17 protein-coding genes are annotated in these 18,237 nt (G+C 71.1%); 10 read left to right on the forward strand and 7 right to left on the reverse strand.

Going from position 1 to position 18,237, the window contains the following annotated elements; all coding sequences use genetic code 11:
* A partial coding sequence (locus AWC19_RS29630; RefSeq protein WP_211284889.1) for a hypothetical protein occupies positions 1-319 on the forward strand: 319 nt, incomplete at its 5' end.
* A 5-nt stretch (positions 320-324) separates the two neighbouring features.
* On the opposite strand, the gene hsaB is transcribed toward AWC19_RS29630, so the two are convergent.
* Genes hsaB through hsaA form a run of 4 tightly spaced genes read right to left on the reverse strand, consistent with a single transcriptional unit; the run spans position 325 to position 3,868 of the window.
* A complete protein-coding gene (gene hsaB / locus AWC19_RS09105; protein WP_085077733.1) occupies positions 325-888 on the reverse strand; it encodes a 3-hydroxy-9,10-secoandrosta-1,3,5(10)-triene-9,17-dione monooxygenase reductase subunit in 564 nt (187 codons plus the stop codon).
* A gap of 12 nt (positions 889-900) precedes the next feature.
* A complete protein-coding gene (gene hsaC / locus AWC19_RS09110) occupies positions 901-1,803 on the reverse strand; it encodes an iron-dependent extradiol dioxygenase HsaC (RefSeq protein WP_085077734.1) in 903 nt (300 codons plus the stop codon).
* Positions 1,800-2,684: a 4,5:9,10-diseco-3-hydroxy-5,9,17-trioxoandrosta-1(10),2-diene-4-oate hydrolase gene (gene hsaD, locus AWC19_RS09115; protein ID WP_085077735.1), complete on the reverse strand. Its 885-nt coding sequence runs from the start codon at positions 2,682-2,684 to the stop codon at positions 1,800-1,802. The genes hsaC and hsaD overlap by 4 nt, the downstream gene beginning before the upstream one ends.
* On the reverse strand, positions 2,684-3,868 hold the full coding sequence (hsaA, locus tag AWC19_RS09120) for a 3-hydroxy-9,10-secoandrosta-1,3,5(10)-triene-9,17-dione monooxygenase oxygenase subunit (protein ID WP_085077736.1): 1,185 nt from the start codon (positions 3,866-3,868) through the stop codon (positions 2,684-2,686). Before hsaA ends, hsaD begins: the two co-directional genes overlap by 1 nt.
* Before the next feature lie 155 nt (positions 3,869-4,023).
* Here hsaA and AWC19_RS09125 point away from each other — a divergent pair, with 155 nt between their 5' ends.
* Both AWC19_RS09125 and AWC19_RS09130 read left to right on the forward strand, forming a co-directional pair.
* A complete protein-coding gene (locus AWC19_RS09125) occupies positions 4,024-5,115 on the forward strand; it encodes a ferredoxin--NADP reductase (RefSeq protein WP_085077737.1) in 1,092 nt (363 codons plus the stop codon).
* Between the two features lie 29 nt (positions 5,116-5,144).
* Positions 5,145-5,678: a hypothetical protein gene (locus tag AWC19_RS09130; RefSeq protein WP_085077756.1), complete on the forward strand. Its 534-nt coding sequence runs from the start codon at positions 5,145-5,147 to the stop codon at positions 5,676-5,678.
* Positions 5,679-5,793: 115 nt separating this feature from the next.
* On the opposite strand, the gene AWC19_RS09135 is transcribed toward AWC19_RS09130, so the two are convergent.
* Positions 5,794-7,911, reverse strand: a complete 2,118-nt coding sequence (locus AWC19_RS09135) for an acyl-CoA dehydrogenase family protein (RefSeq protein ID WP_085077738.1) — start codon at positions 7,909-7,911, stop codon at positions 5,794-5,796.
* A gap of 276 nt (positions 7,912-8,187) precedes the next feature.
* Between AWC19_RS09135 and kstR the strand changes: the two genes are divergently transcribed.
* The gene (gene kstR / locus AWC19_RS09140; protein ID WP_142281085.1) at positions 8,188-8,787 is read left to right on the forward strand and encodes a cholesterol catabolism transcriptional regulator KstR; all 600 of its coding nucleotides are present in this window, start codon (positions 8,188-8,190) and stop codon (positions 8,785-8,787) included.
* Between the two features lie 3 nt (positions 8,788-8,790).
* On the opposite strand, the gene AWC19_RS09145 is transcribed toward kstR, so the two are convergent.
* Positions 8,791-9,870 carry an Rv3575c family transcriptional regulator gene (locus AWC19_RS09145; protein ID WP_085077740.1) on the reverse strand — a complete coding sequence of 360 codons (1,080 nt, stop codon included), beginning with the start codon at positions 9,868-9,870 and terminating at the stop codon, positions 8,791-8,793.
* A 51-nt stretch (positions 9,871-9,921) separates the two neighbouring features.
* Here AWC19_RS09145 and AWC19_RS09150 point away from each other — a divergent pair, with 51 nt between their 5' ends.
* From AWC19_RS09150 to AWC19_RS09175, 6 genes are read left to right on the forward strand one after another with little or no spacing between them, the layout of a single operon-like run.
* Positions 9,922-10,890 (forward strand): metal ABC transporter solute-binding protein, Zn/Mn family, encoded by a 969-nt coding sequence (locus AWC19_RS09150; RefSeq protein ID WP_085077741.1) that lies wholly within the window; start codon positions 9,922-9,924, stop codon positions 10,888-10,890.
* Between the two features lie 4 nt (positions 10,891-10,894).
* Positions 10,895-11,719, forward strand: a complete 825-nt coding sequence (locus AWC19_RS09155; RefSeq protein WP_085077742.1) for a metal ABC transporter ATP-binding protein — start codon at positions 10,895-10,897, stop codon at positions 11,717-11,719.
* Entirely contained in the window at positions 11,716-12,585 is an 870-nt protein-coding gene (locus AWC19_RS09160; RefSeq protein ID WP_085077743.1) for a metal ABC transporter permease, read from the forward strand. The genes AWC19_RS09155 and AWC19_RS09160 overlap by 4 nt, the downstream gene beginning before the upstream one ends.
* 4 nt (positions 12,586-12,589) lie before the next feature.
* Positions 12,590-13,348 carry a LamB/YcsF family protein gene (locus AWC19_RS09165; protein ID WP_085077744.1) on the forward strand — a complete coding sequence of 253 codons (759 nt, stop codon included), beginning with the start codon at positions 12,590-12,592 and terminating at the stop codon, positions 13,346-13,348.
* Complete coding sequence (locus tag AWC19_RS09170; protein WP_085077745.1) at positions 13,348-14,268, forward strand: MBL fold metallo-hydrolase; 921 nt, start codon at positions 13,348-13,350, stop codon at positions 14,266-14,268. Before AWC19_RS09165 ends, AWC19_RS09170 begins: the two co-directional genes overlap by 1 nt.
* 13 nt (positions 14,269-14,281) lie before the next feature.
* Positions 14,282-15,529, forward strand: a complete 1,248-nt coding sequence (locus AWC19_RS09175) for an SLC13 family permease (protein WP_085077746.1) — start codon at positions 14,282-14,284, stop codon at positions 15,527-15,529.
* Positions 15,530-15,534: 5 nt separating this feature from the next.
* Here the strand turns inward: AWC19_RS09175 and AWC19_RS09180 are convergent, their stop codons facing one another.
* On the reverse strand, positions 15,535-18,153 hold the full coding sequence (locus AWC19_RS09180; RefSeq protein ID WP_085077747.1) for a helix-turn-helix transcriptional regulator: 2,619 nt from the start codon (positions 18,151-18,153) through the stop codon (positions 15,535-15,537).
* Positions 18,154-18,237 lie beyond the last annotated feature (84 nt).

Genomic DNA, 18,237 nt, shown 5'->3' on the forward strand with positions numbered 1-18,237 from the left:
CGGCGCCGGCGGAGCCGGCGGGTTGCTCTACGGCGGCGGTGGCGCTGGTGGAGCCGGCGCCATCGGTGGCACCGGCGGCGACGGCGGCGAAGGCGGCGGCGGCGCTCTTCCCGGCCTTGGTGGCAACGGCGGCAACGCTGGCAATGGTGGTACCGGCGGGACCGCCCGGCTGATCGGCACGGGTGGCACCGGCGGGGCGGCCGGGACCGGCGGCGCCGGCGGGGCCGGCGTGATCGATGGCATCGCCGGTTCCGGCGGGCTGCCCGGGGTCGGCGGCACCGGCGGGCTGCTGTCCGGCCCGCCCGGACCGAACGGATAGCGCTTTTACAGCCAGGTGTCCTGGGTGGTCGTGGTGAGGAACGCCTCCAGGTCGTCGCGCCACTGGGCCGGCGTCGTCTTGTCGGGTTCGATGCCGGTGTAGTCACCGCGATAGAACAGCAGCGGCCGGGGCTTGATCTTGGGGGCCTCCGACAGCGAGTGGACCGCGCCGAACACGACGAAGTGGTCCCCGCCGTCGTGCACGGACGCCACCGTGCAGTCGATGTAGGCCAGCGACCCCTCGATGATCGGCGAACCCAATTCCGAAGGATGCCAGTCGATCCCGGCGAACTTGTCGGGCTCCTTGGACCCGAACCGGGCCGACACGTCCCTCTGCTTTTCCCTCAGCACGTTCACACAGAACCGGCCCGTGGCTTCGATGGCCTTGAAGGACCGCGACACTTTGGTCGGGCAGAACAGCACCAGCGGCGGGTCCAGCGACAGCGCCGCAAACGACTGGCAGGCAAAGCCGATCGGCACGCCGTCGTGCGCGGTGGTGATGATGGTGATGCCCGTGCAGAACTGACCCAGCACCTGCCGAAAGGCCCGCGGATCGATCTGTGCTGACATGGCCAGCTCCGGCTAGCTTCTGAATCCGACCGAGAAGTCGTGGCCCCACAGGCTCACCGCGGTGCTTTCCCGCGCGATCCAGTCGGTGTCGTCGACTTGCCTGCCCTCACAACCGAATTCGATGTCGAAGCCGCCGGGTGTCTTCATGTAGAACGACAGCATCAGGTCGTTGACGTGGCGGCCCAGCGTGGCCGACATCGGCACCTTGCGGCGCAGCGCCCGGTCCAGGCACAGGCCCACGTCGTCGGCGTTTTCCACCTCGACCATCAGGTGCACGATGCCGCTGGGCGTCGGCGCCGGCATGAACGCCAGGCTGTGGTGGCGCGGGTTGCAGCCGAAGAACCGTAGCCAGGCGGGGGCGCCGTCTGCCGGCCGGCCCACCAGCTGCGGCGGCAGGCGCATCGAGTCGCGCAGCCTGAACCCCAGCACGTCACGGTAGAAGTGCAGGGACTCGGCGTCGTCGCGGGTGGACAGCACCACGTGGCCCAGGCCCTGCTCGCCGGTGACGAACTTGTGCCCGTACGGGCTGACCACCCGGCGGTGCTCCAGGGCGGCGCCGTGGAAGACCTCGAGGCAGTTGCCCGACGGGTCGGAGAACCGGATCATCTCGTCGACGCGGCGGTCGGCCAGTTCGGCGGCGGTGGCCTCCTTGTACGGGGTTCCCTCGACGTCGAGGCGATCGCGGATCTCTTGCAGCCCTTCGGCATTCGCGCATTCCCAGCCGGTCTCCGAGAGCCGGTCGCGCTCGCCCGGCACGATCACCAGCCGCGCGGGAAAATCGTCCATCCGCAAGTACAGCGCGCCCTCGGTGTTGCCCTTACCCTCGATCATGCCGAGCACCTTCAGGCCGTATTCGCGCCAGGCCGCCATGTCGGTGGCCTCGATGCGCAGATAGCCCAGAGACCGGATGCTCATCTCGCGCCTCCCAGGAAATCGATGGTGAGCTTGTTGAACTCGTCGAACTTTTCCACCTGCGCCCAGTGCCCACATTGCCCGAAGACGTGCAGCTGCGCACGCGGAATGGTCTTCAGCGCGACCAGCGCGCCGTCCAGCGGATTGACCCGGTCCTCGCGACCCCAGATCAGCAACACCGGCTGGCGCAGCTTGTACGCCTCGCGCCACATCATGCCGAGCTCGAAATCGGCCCCGGCGAACGACATTCCCATCGCGCGGGTCGCCGTCAGCGACTCCGGGGTGCTCGCCAGCGCGAAACGCTGGTCCACCAGTTCGGGGGTGATCAGGTTCTTGTCGTAGACCATGACCCGCAGGAAGGCCTCGAGGTTCTCCCGGGTGGGGTCCACGGAGAACGCCCCCAGGCGCTTGACCCCCTCGGTGGGATCGGGCGCGAACAGGTTGACGCTCAGGCCGCCCGGACCCATCAACACCAGGCGACCCGCCCGGTCGGGGTAGTCGAGCGCGAACCGGACGGCGGTGCCCCCGCTCAGCGAATTGCCAACCAGCGGAACGCGTCCCAGGCCCAGCTCGTCGAAGAGCCCCTTGAGCGCGCGGGCGGCGTAACGGTTGAACTGCCCGTGCTCGGCGCGTTTGTCGGAGTGTCCGTAGCCGGGTTGATCGACGGCCAGCACGTGGAAATGCTGCGCGAGCACCGCGATGTTGCGCGAGAAGTTGGTCCAGCTCGAGGCGCCCGGACCGCCGCCGTGCAGCAGCACCACCGTCCGGTCGTCACCTGCAAAAGACGAGCCCGCCTCGTGGTAGTGCAGCTTGAGCGGTCCGTCGACGTCGACTTCGACGAAGCGCGACGTGGACTCGAACGTCAGCTCCTGCGTGGAGGTCATCACACCATCGTGTCGCCGGGCGGCAGCCCGAACTCGTGGTTCCCGAAGATCACGTAGGCGCGCTCGGGGTCGTTGGCCGCGTGCACCCGGCCGGCGTGCGCGTCGCGCCAAAACCGTTGCACCGGTTGGTCGTTGGCCAGCGCGGTGGCGCCGGACGCCTCGAACAGCCGGTCGATCGAGGCGATCGAGCGGCCGGTGGCGCGCACCTGGTCGCGACGGGCGCGGGCGCGCAGCTCGAACGGGATCTCCTTGCCCGCCGCCAACAGGGCATACTCGTCGCCGACGTTGCCGATCAGCTGGCGCCAGGCGGCATCGATGTCGCTGGCCGCCTCGGCGATGCGGATCTTGGCGAACGGGTCGTCCTTGGCCTTCTCGCCCGCGAACGCCGCCCGCACCCGTTTGCCCTGGTGCTCGACGTGGGCGTCGTACGCGCCGTAGGCCATGCCCACGATCGGCGCCGAAATGGTGGTGGGATGCATTGTGCCCCAGGGCATTTTGTAGACCGGCGCGGCGTTGGTCCGGTATCCGCCGGCGGAGCCGTCGTTCATCGCCTTGTAGGACAGAAAGCGGTGCCGGGGCACGAAGACGTCCTTGACCACCAGGGTGTTGCTGCCGGTGCCGCGCAGGCCGACGACGTGCCACACGTCGTCGATGCGGTACTCGCTGCGCGGGATCAAAAAGCTGCCGAAGTCCACCGGCCGGCCGTCCTTGATGACGGGGCCGCCCACGAACGTCCAGCTGGCGTGGTCGCAGCCTGACGACCAGTTCCAGGAACCGTTGACCAGGTAGCCGCCGTCGGTCACGACGCCCGCGCCCATCGGCGCGTAGGACGACGAGATCCGCGTCGTGGGGTCCTCGCCCCACACCTCGACCTGGGCCTGTTGGTCGAACAGCGCGAGGTGCCAGTTGTGCACGCCGATGATCGAGGCCACCCAGCCGGTGGAACCGCAGGCGCTCGCCAACCGGCGGACGGCCTCGTAGAAGAGCGTGGGGTCGCATTGCAGGCCGCCCCACTGCTCGGGCTGCAGCAGCGTGAAGAAGCCGACGTCCTCGAGATCCTGGACGGTCTCGTCGGGCAGCCGGCGCAGTTCCTCCGTCGCCTGGGCGCGCTCCCGAATCCGCGGCAGCAGATCGTCGATGGCGGCCAAAACCGACTGCGCGTCGCGCTGTTGAATGGACGTCACTTAGGTTTGCCTCCTGGGCCGGACTTACACAGTGGACTTACCCGAGAGACTAGAACACGTGCCGATTTGTGTCGAGCAGGGTATTCCTGCGGCTGGTAGCGGTACCAAACGGGGTTTCTGTAACATGTTCTAGTTGTGATCAAGGAGGGGCGGTCGTGACCGAGGGAATTCCCGACGAGCCACTCGGCGACCACGTCCTGGAGCTGCAGATCGCCGAGGTCGTCGCCGAGACCGACGATGCGCGCTCGCTGGTGTTCGCGGTGCCGAGCGAAAAGGGGGACCCCCACATCCCGCCCGCTCGGCTCAGGTACGCGCCCGGACAGTTTTTGACGCTGCGCGTCCCGAGCGAGCGCACCGGCTCGGTGGCCCGTTGCTACTCGTTGTGCAGCTCGCCCTACACCGACGACGCGCTGACGGTCACGGTGAAACGCACCGCCGACGGATACGCCTCCAATTGGCTGTGCGATCACGCGCACGCCGGCATGCGCATCCACGTGCTGGCCCCGTCGGGGACCTTCGTGCCCAAGACGCTCGACGACGACTTTCTGCTGCTGGCCGCCGGAAGCGGGATCACCCCGATCATGTCGATCTGCAAGTCGGCGCTCGCCGAGGGCGGCGGGCAGGTGACGCTGGTCTACGCCAACCGCGACGACCGCTCGGTGATCTTTTCCGACGCGCTGCGCGAGCTGTCGGCCAAGTATCCCGACCGGCTGACGGTGCTGCACTGGCTGGAATCGCTGCAGGGACTGCCCAGCGCGGCCGCGCTGGCGAAGCTCGCCGCCCCCTACACCGACCGGCCGGTGTTCATCTGCGGCCCCGGCCCCTTCATGGACGCGGCGCGCGCCGCGCTTGAATCGCTGAAAGTCCCTGCCGCCCAAGTCCATATCGAGGTGTTCAAGTCGCTGGACTCCGATCCGTTCGCCGCGGTCGAGATCGCCGATATCGACGACACCGCCGAAGGCGACCAGCCGCCGGCCACCGTGGTGGTCGAGCTGGACGGGGAAACGCACACCGTGTCCTGGCCGCGCCACGCCAAGCTGCTCGACGTGTTGCTCGCCGAAGGTCTCGACGCGCCGTTCTCCTGCCGGGAGGGCCACTGCGGCGCGTGCGCCTGCACGCTGCGCAGCGGCAGGGTCGACATGGAGGTCAACGACGTGCTCGAGCAGCAGGACCTCGACGAGGGCCTGATTTTGGCCTGTCAATCTCGCCCGGAATCTGATTCGGTAGAAGTCACCTACGACGAGTAGTGGCACAGCGAACCGAGAAGGGGAGCACGATGAAGCGGCTGATGGCGGGCTTTGCGGTCGTCGCGGGCGTGTTGGCGTTTCCCCCTCCTCCCCTTTGCGCGGCCGCGAGCAACGGCGCCACCACGCTGTTCCCGCTGGAAGGCCCCAATCAGCTGGAGACCCACATCTTCCTCAACTGCTTCAAGTCGGATGGCCACTGCGACTTCGTCGCCGGGGCCGACACGCGCACGCCCGACGGGGTCACCGGATTCCCGCCGGGCCTGTGGGCCCGCCAGACCACCGAGGTCCGCTCGACGAACCGGATGGCCTACCTGGACACCCACGCCGCCGGCCAGTACGAGCGGGTCCACAAGGCGATGGGCAACGACGAGATCACCACCGTCTACTTCGGCGAGGGCCCCCCGGACAAATACCAGACCAACGGGCGCATCGACTCGGCCGACTGGTCCACGGGCCAGCCGAAGACGGACGTCAACGTCATCGTCTGCACCCACATCCAGGTGGTCTATCCCGGGGTCAACATCACCTCGCCCAGCACCTGCGCGCAGACGACGTTCTCTTGACGATGCGAACATGGTCCGCCTACGCCCGGTGGGCCGAACCGGGCGACGACGGAGACTTGGGCGAGATGGCGTGCCAGGCGCTGCGCGAATTGCATGCCGCCGCAGCCGATCTCGGCTAGCGGGGCAGCCCGAGCAGCCGCTCGGCGGCGACGGTGAGCAGGATCTGCTCGGTGCCGCCGGCGATCGTGAGGCAGCGGGTGTTGAGGAAGTCGAACACCGCGCGGTTGTCGACCAGGCCGCCGCCGTCGGAGACGTCCATCATGAACTCGGCCAGCGCCTGCCGGTAGCGGACGCCGATCAGCTTGCGCACGCTCGACTGCGCCCCGGGGTCCTGGCCGCCGACGGCCAGCTGGGCGATGCGCTGATCCAGCAGCGCACCCGTCTGGGCGGTGGCGATCAGCCGTCCCAGCCGGTCCTGCTGGGCGGCGTCGAGCTCCAGTTCGGCCAGCACCTTGAGCAGCTCTTCCATCGGATTGCCCAGCGCGGTCCCGGTGGCCATCGCGACCCGCTCGTTGGCCAGGGTGGTCCGGGCCAGCCGCCAGCCGTCGTTCACCGTGCCGACCACCATGTCGTCGGGCACGAACACGTTGTCCAAAAAGACCTCGTTGAACAGCGAGTCCCCGGTGATCTCGCGCAGCGGGCGGATCTCGATGCCCGGCGATTTCATGTCCACCAGGAAGTAGGTGATGCCCTTGTGCTTCGGTGCCTCGGGGTCGGTGCGCGCCAGGCACACACCCCACCGCGCCTTCTGCGCCGCCGACGTCCACACCTTTTGACCGGTCAGCAGCCAGCCGCCGTCGCCCCGGACCGCCTTGGTGCGCAACGACGCCAGATCGGACCCGGCGCCCGGCTCGGAAAACAGTTGGCACCAAAGGAATTCGCCGCGCAGGGTGGCCGGCACGAACCGCTCGATCTGCTCGGGCGTGCCGTGTTCGAGAATCGTCGGCGCCGCCCACCACCCGATCACCAAATCGGGGCGCACGACCCCGGCCGCCGACAGTTCCTGATCGATCAGCAGCTGCTCGGCCGGCGTGGCGCCGCGCCCGTACGGGGCCGGCCAGTGCGGCGCCAGCAGGCCCGCATCGGCCAGCGCCACCTGACGCTTCTCCTCGGGCAGCGCGGCGACGTCGGCGACGGCCGCGGCGATCTCGGCCCGCTGCCCCTCCGCCTCGGACAGGTCGATCCCCAGTCGGCGGCGCACCCCGGCCTGGGTCAGCGCGGCGCTGTGGCGCAGCCAGCGCTCGGAGCCGCCGAGAAAGCGGCCGATGGCGTGCGCGCGTCGCAGGTACAGGTGCGCGTCGTGCTCCCACGTGCAACCGATGCCGCCGAGCACCTGGATGCAGTCCTTGACGTTGGCCTTGGCGGCGGCGATGCCGATGCCGGCGGCCAGCGCCGCGGCGACGGAGAACTGGTCCGGGTCGGGGTCGGCCGCCGCGCGGGCCGCGTCGGCCGCGGCCACCTCGGCCTGTTCGGCGCGGCACAGCATCTCCGCGCAGATGTGTTTGACGGCCTGGAAGCTGCCGATCGGCTTGCCGAACTGCTCGCGCACCTTGGCGTAGGCGACGGCGGTGTCCAGCGACCAACGCGTCACGCCGGCGGCCTCGGCGGCCAGCACCGTCGCGGCCAACTCCTCGACCCGCCGCGCCGACGCCCCGAGCGCGGCGGCCGGTGCCGAGGCCAGCACCACCCGGGCCAGCGGCCGGGAGAAATCGGTGGCCGGCAGCGGCTCGAGCTCCACACCGTCGCCGCCGGCGTCGACGAGCAGCGCCTTGCCGTCGGCGGCGACGATCACGATGCCGCCCTCCGCGCCGCCCAGCACCCAGGGCAGCGTGCCCGACACCCGCTCCCCGTCGAACCGCACGTCACCCTCGAGGGCCAGTCCGGCGAAGCGCTCCCCGGCGGCCAGGGCGGCCAGCAGCTGGGGGTCCTCGACGACGAGCGTGGCCAGCGCGGTCGTCGCGACCGGGCCGGCGATCAGGGCCTTGGCGGCCTCCTCGACCATCGCGCTCAGGTCCTCGACGCTGCCGCCCGCGCCGCCGCAATCCTCGGGGATCGCCACCCCGAACAGCCCCAGGTCGGCCAGCCCGGCGAACACCGGGCGCCACGCATCGGGGTTGCCCCGCTCGACCGCGCGGATCGCGGCGGTCCCGCCGGGCCCCGACGTGGTGTTGCGGGCCCAATCCCGCACCAGCGCACGCGCGGCAGACTGTTCGTCGGTGACGGTCGCTACCACCCTGAGGGCCCTCCGCGTGATTGGTTCTGCGATGCCGATAAGGGGCCCTAAAGGCCACTAGAACGTGTTCTAATAGTGCCAGCGATCGAGCGTCAAGTCGAACGCCATCACAGCAGCACACGTCGGTGTCCCCGCTGCGGGGAGGTGGGAAATTCACGCGCAGCATGCGTATCGTTTGCGAACGAACCACCTGGAAAAGGAGCATCCCCTCAGATGTCGTCAGCGAACCCGAACTCGGCCCGCGTCTCTGACTCGCAGCCGCGCGAGGTGATGAACGTGGCGGTACTGGCCGAGTCGGAGCTGGGCTCGGAGGCACAGCGGGAACGCCGCAAGCGCATCCTGGACGCCACCATGGCCATCGCGTCCAAGGGCGGCTACGAGGCGGTTCAGATGCGCGCCGTGGCCGATCGCGCCGACGTGGCGGTGGGCACGTTGTACCGGTACTTCCCGTCGAAGGTGCACCTGCTGGTGTCGGCGCTGGGCCGGGAGTTCAGTCGCATCGACGCCAAGACCGACCGCTCCACCGTGGCGGGGGGAACCCCCTTCCAGCGGCTCAACTTCATGGTCGGCAAGCTCAACCGCGCCATGCAGCGCAACCCGCTTTTGACCGAGGCGATGACGCGCGCCTACGTGTTCGCCGACGCCTCGGCGGCCAGCGAGGTCGACCAGGTCGAGAAGCTGATCGATTCCATGTTCGCGCGGGCGATGGCCGACGGCGAGCCGACCGAGGACCAGTACCACATCGCCCGGGTGATCTCGGACGTGTGGCTGTCGAACCTGCTGGCGTGGCTGACCCGTCGCGCCTCGGCGACAGACGTCAGCAAACGGCTGGACCTGGCGGTGCGGCTGCTGATCGGGGATCAGGACGGCGGCTGAGCCCTAGGCCGGCGGGCCGGCGGTGCGGCCCCGGATCAGCTCGGTGTCGAGCAGCTCGACGACCGGCAGCCCCGACCTCGGGGGGTTAAGCAGCAGTTCACCGGCGCGGTGGCCTTTGCGCAGGCTCGGCTGCGCCACCGTCGTCAACCCGCGGCCGATCGCGTCGGGCACCCCGTCGAACCCGGTGACGCTCATCTGGCCGGGGACGTAAATGCCATGGGCGCGAAGGTAATCCATGGCCGACAGCGCCAGGATGTCGGCGGTGCACATCAGCGCCGTGATCCGCGGATTGGCCTCCAGCGCCGCCTTGGCGGCGGCCCCGCCCGATTCCGGCAGGTGCTCGTAGCTTTCCACCACGGTCAGCGAATCCGGGTCAACGCCCGCGGCCGTCATCGCCTCCCACACGCCGACGATCCGTTCGCGCTGCACGTCGAAGGCCGGCGACCGCAGCCGCTCGGCGTCCACCAGGCCCTGGCGGCGGTCGCGGCCCAGCCGCATGGTCAGCAACCCGATCTCGCGGTGTCCCAGCCCGAGCACGTAGTCGGCCAGCTCGCGCATCGCCGCCCGGTCGTCGATGCCCACGCGGGACACCCCGGAGAGGCCCTTGGGCTGGTCGACGACCACCACCGGCAACCGCCGCTGCAGCACCACCTGCAGGTAGGGGTCGTCGTCGCAGACCGAGTACACGACGAACCCGTCGACGCCGGCGCCCAGCACGGCGGCGGTCCCGTCCTCGCGGCTGCGGCTGGCCCCGACCGCCACCAGGAGCAGGCCCTGCCCGAGCTCTTCGCACGACTGCGCCACCCCGGCGACGAAATCGCGCGCCGCCGGGTCGCTGAAGAAGTAGGTCAGCGGTTCGGCCATCACCAGGCCGACCGCGCCGGCCTTGCGGGTACGCAACGACCGCGCCACCGGGTCGGGCCCGGGGTAGCCCAGCCGTTTCGCCGTGGCGAGCACGCGCTCGCGGAGGTCGGCGGAGAGCTGATCGGGCCGGTTGAAGGCGTTCGAGATCGTCGTGCGCGAAACCTTCAGCTCGTCGGCCAACGACGCCAGAGTCGCACGCCGGCGCGGTGTGGGACTCACGTCCGGTGACGCTACAGCGGATTGCCCATCTCGCCTACGCGCCACTTTCTAATGGAAACGATTTTCATTAGTATTGTGGGTCGGCTGACGGGGCCGAGGAGAGGATGCGAATTGGCGGCGGTAAGTGGTGTGCCGCGCTGGCTGTCGGTGGCCCTGGCCGGCCTGACCGCGCTCACCGGCTGCGCGTCCTCGGTGCATCAGCGGGCGGCCACCGTGATCGCCTCCACCGACGTGTGGGGCAGCGTGGCCAGCGCCGTCACCGGCCGTCACGTGCCGGTCAAGTCGATCCTCAGCGGCTCGGATGTCGACCCGCATTCGTACACGGCAAGCCCGTCGGACGCCGCCGCGATCACCGACGCCGACCTGGTCGTCTACAACGGCGGCGGCTACGACCCGTGGGTGGACCAGCTGCTGGCCCGCCACCCGGCCGTCAAGTCGGTCAAGTCGGTCGAAGCCTATTCGTTCGCGGCCCGCCCCAACGGCGGGCAACCCCCCAACGAACACGTCTTCTACGATCTGAACGTCGCCAAGTCCGCCGCCTCCTCGATCGCCGACCGGATGGCGGCCATCGACCCGGCCAACGCCGCCGACTACCGCGCCAACGCCGCCGCGTTCTGCCGCGACGCCGACGCGATCGCCATCTCCGAACACGCGATCGCCAGCGCCTACCCCGACGCCGCGGTCATCGCGACCGAACCGGACGTCGACTACCTGTTGTCGGCGGCGGGCCTGGTCAACCGCAGCCCGGCCGCGTTCACCGCGGCCAACGAGAACGAAACCGAGCCGGCCCCGGCCGACATGGCCTCCGTCCTCGACATGATCGACCGCCGCCAGGTGGCGACGCTGCTGGTCAACCCCCAGACGACCGGCACCGCGATCAACCGCCTCGAGGACGCCGCGCGGCGGGCGGGGGTGCCGGTCACCGAGGTGACCGAGACGCTGCCCGCCGGCACCGACTACCTGACGTGGCAGCGCAACACCGTCAACCGGCTGCTGGCCGCCCTGCGGACGAACCGGTAAGCGCGTGAGCCTGAAAGCCGTCCAGGCGGTCGACCGCCGAACCCCCGCCGTCGCGTTGCGCGGGGCCCGGCTGGCGTTCGGCGCCCGGGTGCTGTGGGACCACCTCGACCTGTCGGTGTCGCCCGGCGAGTTCGTCGCGGTGCTCGGCCCCAACGGCAGCGGCAAGACGTCGCTGCTGCGGGTCCTGCTCGGGCAGCTGCCGCTGGACGCCGGGGCCGCGCTGGTCGACGGGAAGCCCGTCACCTTGGGCAGCGGACGCATCGGTTACGTGCCGCAACACCGCCCGATCGACCGCGACGTGATGCTGCGCGGCCGCGACCTGGTCCGGCTGGGCATCGACGGCGCCCGCTGGGGCGGCGTGCCGCTGCGGTCCGCCGACCGGGCCCGCCGGCGCGCGACCGTGTCGGAGGCGCTGCGCCGGGTCAACGGCGAACACCTCGCCGACGTGCGGGTCGGCGTGATGTCGGGCGGCGAGCTGCAACGGGTGCGGATCGCCCAGGCGCTGGTCGGCGACCCGACGCTGCTGCTGTGCGACGAGCCGCTGCTGGCCCTGGATCCGGCCAACGCGAAGCTGGTGTCGGCCGTGATCGACCAGCGCCGCCGGGACGCCGCGACGGCGGTCGTCGTCGTCACCCACCAGCTCAACCCGATCCTGCCGTACGTGGACCGGGTGCTGTATCTGGTCAACGGCCGCTTCCAGGTCGGCACCGTCGAGCAGGTGATGACCTCGGACACGCTGTCGGCGCTCTACCGCGCCGACATCCAGGTGGTGAAGGTGAAGGACGGCTTCGTCGTGGTCGGCGAGCCCGACGGCGGGTGTCACCGATGAGCCGCCGGATCGACGAGATGGTGGACCACCTGTTCTCCTTCGACATCACCGCCCACCTGCTGCGCCACGACTTCGTCCAGCAGGCGCTGCTGGCGGCCGCGCTGCTGGGGCTGGTGGCCGGGCTGATCGGGCCGTTCATCGTGATGCGCCAGATGTCGTTCGCGGTGCACGGGTCCAGCGAATTGTCCTTGACCGGAGCCGCTTTCGCGCTGCTGGCGGGCTTCGAGGTGGGCCTGGGCGCGCTGGTCGGCAGCGCGCTGGCGGCGGCGCTGTTCGGGTTCTTCGGTCAGCGCGCCCGCGAACGCGATTCGGCGATCGGCGTGGTGCTGGCGTTCGGGCTCGGCCTGGCGGTGTTGTTCATCCACCTCTACCCCGGGCGCACCGGGACCGCTTTCGCGCTGCTGACCGGCCAGATCGTCGGCGTCGGCTACACCGGCCTGACCATGCTGGCGCTGGTGTGCCTGCTCGTGGTCGCCGTGCTCGCCACCTGCTACCGCCCGCTGTTGTTCGCCACCGTCGACCCCGACGTCGCGGCCGCGCGGGGCGTGCCGGTGCGCGCGCTGGGCATCGTGTTCGCCGCGCTGGTCGGCGTGGTCGCGGCCCAGGCCGTGCAGATCGTCGGGGCGCTGCTGGTGATGTCGCTGCTGATCACGCCCGCCGCCGCGGCCGCCCGGGTGGTCAGCTCGCCCGCCGCGGCGATCGCGGCGTCGGTCGTCTTCGCCGAGGTTGCCGCCGTCGGCGGCATCGTGTTGTCGCTGGCGCCCGGCGTCCCGGTGTCGGTGTTCGTCGCGACCATCTCGTTCGCGATCTATCTGACCTGCTGGCTGCTGGGGCGCCGCCGCGAGGCCGCCCCGGCAATAAGCTAGGCGGGTGGCCGTCATCGACCTCAACGCCGACCTGGGCGAAGGCTTCGGCGTCTGGCGCCTCGGCGATGACGACGCCATGCTCGGGATCGTCACCAGCGCCAACGTGGCGTGCGGCTTTCACGCCGGCGACCCCGCCGGGCTGTTGCGGGTCTGCCGGACGGCCGCCGAGCGCGGCGTGCGCATCGGGGCGCAGGTCAGCTACCGCGACCTGGCCGGGTTCGGCAGGCGCTTCGTCGACGTCACCGCCGAGGACCTGATCGCCGACGTGGTCTACCAGATCGGCGCCCTGCAGGCGATCGCGGCGGCGGCCGGCTCGACCGTGTGTTACGTCAAACCCCATGGGGCGCTGTACAACACGATCGTCACCGACCGCACGCAGGCGGGCGCGCTCGCCGAGGCGGTGCGACTGGTGGACCCGGCGCTGCCGGTTCTGGGCATCGCGGGCTCGGCGTTTTTCGACGAGGCCGCCCGCCGCGGCCTGCGCACGGTGGCCGAGGCGTTCGCCGACCGCGCCTACCGCCCGGACGGCCGGCTGGTGTCGCGCCGCGAACCGGGCGCGGTGCTCGACGACCCGGCGGCGATCGCCGAGCGCGTGGTGACCATGGCGACCTCGGGCCGAATCATCGCGATCGACGGCACCGAGATCGGTGTGAGCGTGGAATCGGTTTGCGTGCACGGTGATTCGCCGGGCGCGGTGCGGATCGCGACCGCGGTACGGGAGGCGTTGGCGGCCGCCGGCATCGACGTCAGGGCCTTCTGCTGATGCGACTCAAGCTCGGTCGGCCGGACCTGTCGCGTTACTCCGACCGGTTCGACGCGCCCGCCGCCGGGCCCGACTCGCCGCTTTCGGTGACCTGGATGGGGGTGGCGACGCTGCTGGTCGACGACGGCTCCTCGGCGCTGATGACCGACGGGTACTTCTCGCGCCCCGGCCTGGCGCGGGTGGCCGCCGGCAGGGTTGCGCCGTCGCCGGCCCGCGTGGACGGCTGTTTGGCGCGCGCCAAGGTGTCGCGGCTGCAGGCCGTCGTCCCGGTGCACACCCACCTCGATCACGTGATGGACTCCGCCCTGGTCGCCGACCGCACCGGCGCGCGATTGGTCGGCGGCCGCTCGGCCGCCAACGTCGCCCGCGGCTACGGGCTGGCCGAGGACCGCATCGTGGTCGCGGCCCCGGGCGAGCCGATCCGGTTGGGCGCCTACGACGTAACGCTCGTCGAGTCGCGGCACTGCCCGCCCGACCGGTTCCCCGGTGTGATCGACGAACCGCTGCGCCCACCGGCGAAGGCGTCGGCCTACCGCTGCGGCGAGGCGTGGTCGACGCTGGTGCATCACCGCCCGTCGGGCCGGCGGCTGCTGATCCAGGGCAGCGCCGGCTTCGTCAAGGGCGCGCTGGCCGGCCGCCGCGCGGACGCGGCGTACCTCAGCGTCGGGCAGCTGGGGCTGCGGCCCCGGTCGTATCTGCTCGACTACTGGGACGAGACGGTGCGGGCCGTGGGCGCCCGCCGGGTGGTGCTGATCCACTGGGACGACTTCTTCCGCCCGTTGTCAAAACCGTTGCGGGCCTTGCCCTATGCGGGTGACGACCTCGACGTGTCCATCAGTGTCCTCGACGAGCTGGCCGCCCACGACGGTGTCGCGCTGCACATGCCGACGGTGTGGCGGCGCGAAGACCCCTGGACGTGAAGCGGTTTCGGCGTTGGGACTGACCGCCGCGCTGGTGCTGCTGGCTGCCGTGCTCGTGTTCGCCGTCGCGCGCCCCCGCGGCTTGCCCGAGGCGGTGGCGGCCGTTCCCGCGGCCGCGATCCTGGTCGGGGTCGGCGCGATCTCGCTGCGTCAGGCGGCCGACGAGGTCGCGGGCCTATGGGAGGTGGTCGCCTTCCTCGGCGCCGTCCTCGTACTGGCCAAGCTGTGCGACGACGAGGGCCTGTTCGAGGCGGCGGGCGCGGTGATCGCGCGGGGCCGGGTCGGCTCGGGCGGCCTGCTGCTTCGGGTGTTCGCCATCTCGTCGCTCATCACGGCGGTGCTGAGCCTGGACGCCGCGGTGGTGTTGCTGACGCCGGTGGTGCTGGCCGCGGTGCGCCGACTGCGGGCCCCGGTGCGGCCCTACGCCTACGCCACCGCTCACCTGGCCAACGGCGCCTCGCTGCTGTTGCCGGTGTCCAACCTCACCAACCTGCTGGCCTTCCACCTCGCCAAGCTCTCGTTCACGAAGTTCACCCTGGTGATGGCGCTGCCCTGGCTGATCGCGGTAGCCACGCTATACGCGGTGTTCCGGCGGTTTTTCGCCGGCGACCTGCGCGCGCAGCCCGACCCCGAGAAGCGCGGGCCCGCGCCGCGGCCCCCGGTGTTCGTGTTGGTGGTGGTCGGGCTGACCCTCGCCGGGTTCGCCCTCGGCGAGTCGGTGGGCGTCGCCCCGGCCTGGGTGGCCGTCGTCGGTGCCTCGGTGCTCGCGGTGCGCAGCCTCGGTCGCCGGCACACCACGGTGACCGAGATCGCGCGGTCGGCGCACGTGTCGTTTTTGCTGTTCGTGCTCGCGCTGGGCATCGTGGTGCGGGCGGTGATGCTCAACGGCATGGACCGGGCGATGTCGGCGGTGCTGCCGTCCGGCTCGGGGCTGCTTGGGCTGCTCGGGATCGCCGCGATCGCCGCCGCGCTGGCCAATGTCGTCAACAACCTGCCCGCCACGCTGGTGCTGCTGCCGCTGGTGGCGCCCGCCGGACCGGTGGCGATCCTGGCCGTGCTGATCGGGGTCAACATCGGCCCCAACCTGACCTACGTCGGTTCGCTGTCGAACCTGTTGTGGCGGCGGGTGTTGCGCCGCCACGACGTCGACGCCGGCGTGGGCGAATACACCCGCCTGGGCCTGTGCACCGTGCCGCCCGCGTTGGTGCTCGCGGTGCTGGCGCTGTGGGCGTCGGCGCGGCTACTCGGCGTGCAGTCCTAGACGGGTCAGTTGTCGCCGCGCCGGTATCGCATGATCGACGCCAGCTCCTCGCGCGACTGCGCTCCCACCCGCTGGCAGGCCCGGTAGACGTGACCCTCCACCGTGCGCACCGACATCACCAGCTGGTCGGCGATCTGCCGGTTGGTCAGACCTGCCACCACGAGCTCGATGACGTCGCGCTGGCGACCCGACAACTTCACACCGGTCGGCGTCCGCAGCGCCGGCGTCTGCAGGCCGCCGCATTCGTCGGCCAGTTCGCGGGCCAGCGCCGCCGCGTAGAGGCCGCGCTTGTGTTGCTGGCTTTCGTCGAACGCGACCGAGGCCTGCGCCGCCGCGTCCGCCGCGGTGGCCCGGTCACCGATCCGGCGGTAGGCCGCCGAGGCGGCCAGCAGGCCTTCGCCCTTGCCGGCCGCCAACGCCTCCGCGTGCGCGGCAACGGCTTCGGCGAGCGGCAGCGACAACGCGTCGGCCAGTTCCCGAGCCCGCGCCGCCGCGGACGCGTCGCCCCACTGCGCCGCGGCCTGGATGCACGCCAGCTCGTGGGTGGGCTGCCCCCGGTCGCGCGCGAGCCGCGCCGCCTCGCGGGCGGTGGCCACGGCGTCGCTCAGCCGGCCGCTTGCGGCCATCGCCCACCCGTCGGACAAAGACATGGCGGTGTGCATGAACAGAAACTCGGGTGAAACGGTCGGGCGCACGCTGGCCATCGCGTCGGTGGCCTCGGCGGGCTGTCCGAGCTTGGCGTGCGCCTCGGCCAGCGCGAAATAGCTCGCCTGCCGCAAACCCGTTGTGACGGCGTGCCTTTGCACGCCGGCGAGCGCCTCGTGTAACAGCCGGGCCGCGTCGCCGACGGCGCCTCGCGACAGCTCGGCGTATCCGAGTAGGAAGGCCAGGTTGGCGTAGGCCAGTCCGGGAATGTCGCGGGCGGAGTCGGCCACCTGCCGCGCGGTGCTGACGAGTTCGTCGAGGCGCCCGGTCAGCCGGCACGCGCGGCCGTACACCGCGCCGAACCAGAAGCGCATGTGCGACGCCTGAAACGACGTAGTGGCGCGCCGCAGCGCCTGTTCGGCGACGGTGGCCAGCCCGTCGATCTGGCCCAGCGCCCCCCTCGCCATGATCAGCGCGAGCGAGGCCATCATCGCGTGAAAGTCCGGCAGCTCCACGAAATCCAGTGCCGCCCCGGCGCTTTCGGTCGCCGCTTCGCAGCGGGCCGACACCGCGTCCAGGCACGCCTGCACCGCCTGACGCTCGGCAACCTGCGCCGCCGTCTCGGGGCGTGCGGCCAGGCCGTCGAGGATCGCGCCCGCCTCCGCGGGCCGCCCGACCATCCAGATCAGGTTGGCCGCGCGCACCGTCGACCAATGATGGCCCTCCGGCGAGTCGGCGTCGGCCAGCTCGCGCAGCGCCGCCTCGGCCTCGTCGCCGCGCCCCAGCAGCACCAGGTTCATCGCCCGGACCCCGGCGGCCCCGGGCGCGCCGGCCCGCGCGGCGGCGGTGGCGAACCGGTCGGCCAGGTCCAGATCCAGCAGCGTCATCGCGTGCCGCGCCGATTCCAGATAGAGCTCGGGTTGGGGGTCTAGGTCCGACTCGAGGCTGAGCAGGGCCCGGCGCACGGTGGCCTGCACGTCGGCGTCGCCGCTTTGCGCCAGCCGCGTCGCGAGCCGGCCGCGGATCGACGACAGGTACATCTCGCCGGCGGTCGCGCGGCGCAGCTCGCCGAACAGCGGGTGCGCAAGCCTGGCCATCAGCCCGCCCGCCGTGCGCTCGACGCTCACCAGGCCCATCGACTCGGCGACCGCCAGGTCGCGCCGCGGCAGCAGGTCGCAGAGCACGTCGACGGCCAGCGGCTCGCACTGCGACAGCGTGTCGACCACCAGCGCCAGCGGCGGGCTCAGCCGGCTCAGCTTGCGCCCCACCGTGTCGGACAGGCTCGCCGACACCGCGACGTCGCCGTCCCACATCCACACCCCCGCCGATTCCCGCATCCGCCCGGCCGCGACCTGATCGGACAGCAACTGGCGAAGGAACAGCGTGTTTCCGCCGGTGAGTTTGCGGAACCGGACCGCGCTGCGCGCGTCGACCGGGCCGCCGAGCGTGCTCTCGATCACCTCGCGGGTCGCCGCGACCGATAGTGGTTCGAGGTCCAGGCGAACGAGCAGCCCTTCCTTCCACAGCGCCGTCACCGCATCGGGTTCCTCGGCGCCGGTGCGCACGGTGACCACCAGCCGCGCCCCGCCCGATTGCGCCAGCTCGTGAACGACCAGCGCCGACAACCCGTCCAGCAGGTGCGCGTCGTCCACCCCCACCACGACGCGACCCCGATGCTGTTGCGCGACAAAAGAATTGATCACCCGCCGGACGTTGGTGAGCGGATCGGACATGGCCTGGCCCAGCAGGCCGATGAACGCGCCCAGCGGCAGCGCGCGCGCCGATTCGGTGCCGACGATCCACTTTGTGCGCTCGCCCGACGCCTCGGCGCACCGCAGCGTTTCCCGGGCCAACCAGGTCTTGCCCACGCCGGCGGCTCCGGCGATCACCACGCCGGAGTGGTTGCCGGCGCCGCTCAGGGCGCGCCGAATGAGCCGCATTTCGCCATCGCGGCCCGCCAGCGGTTTACCGCTGATCACTCGGCGACTATAACTTCGCTTCCGCGTCAATTGGGGAAGTCTTCGGCGTTAATCGCGTAGCCCACTACGCTATCGGCGCCCACG

The organism is Mycobacterium palustre (genome assembly GCF_002101785.1).
Taxonomy (GTDB): domain Bacteria; phylum Actinomycetota; class Actinomycetes; order Mycobacteriales; family Mycobacteriaceae; genus Mycobacterium; species Mycobacterium palustre.